The sequence below is a fragment of the Burkholderia sp. SIMBA_062 genome, from assembly GCF_046534765.1.
GTDB classification, from domain to species: domain Bacteria; phylum Pseudomonadota; class Gammaproteobacteria; order Burkholderiales; family Burkholderiaceae; genus Burkholderia; species Burkholderia ambifaria.
Window position 1 is genome coordinate 1 of sequence record NZ_JAWRYD010000096.1, and the last position, 744, is coordinate 744.

Sequence of the window (744 nt, forward strand, 5' to 3'; positions counted from 1 at the left end):
CGGTCATGTCACCGATACGCTGCATTTTCGGTTCAGAACCGTCACGACCGATGCTCAGTTTGATACCCAGTTTTTCCGCACGTTTCGCCAGGCACGGCAGGTCGAAAGAGTCACCGTTGTAGGTGATGATGATGTCCGGGTCTTTTTCACGGATGATTTTCAGGAAACGTTTGATCATTTCACGTTCAGAAGAAACAACTTCAACGTACGGCAGGTCGATTTTTTTCCAGGTGATAACTTTCGCTTCTTCTTCGTCCGCGTAAGAGATCATGATGATCGGACCTTTACCGAATTCTTCACCTTCCTTGTACAGGGTTTCGATGTCGAACGCCAGCAGTTTCAGTTCTTCGTCACCTTCCATCGGGATCAGACCTTTGTCGATCAGGTAACGTTTCGCGAACGGGATGTCGTATTCGAAGATGTCAACAACCGCAGAGTGTTCACGGATTTTTTCACGGATGGTCGGAACGTCCTGCGGGTGTTCGAAGTACAGACGCCAAACGGTGATCGGACGACCCAGGAATTTTTTTTCAACTTTTTCCGCGTCAACGATACGAACGATTTTACCGTGACGTTCCGCGGTGATTTTTTTAACTTCTTCGATTTTAGAGTCGTCTTTCAGCAGCGCGTAGATGTACGGACGGAAGGTACGGTCGTGTTCGATTTTGAATTCACCGTTTTCTTTTTTGAACAGACGGATAACCGGTTTACCTTCTTCGGTGATGTAGTCCGCGTCCAGGATCA

At 47.7% G+C, this 744-nt stretch carries 1 pseudogene; it reads right to left on the reverse strand.

Annotation, left to right across the window (positions count from 1 at the left end):
* Positions 1–742 (reverse strand): annotated as a pseudogene (locus SB786_RS35525) (DNA polymerase); the annotation flags it as partial.
* Positions 743–744: the final 2 nt, after the last annotated feature.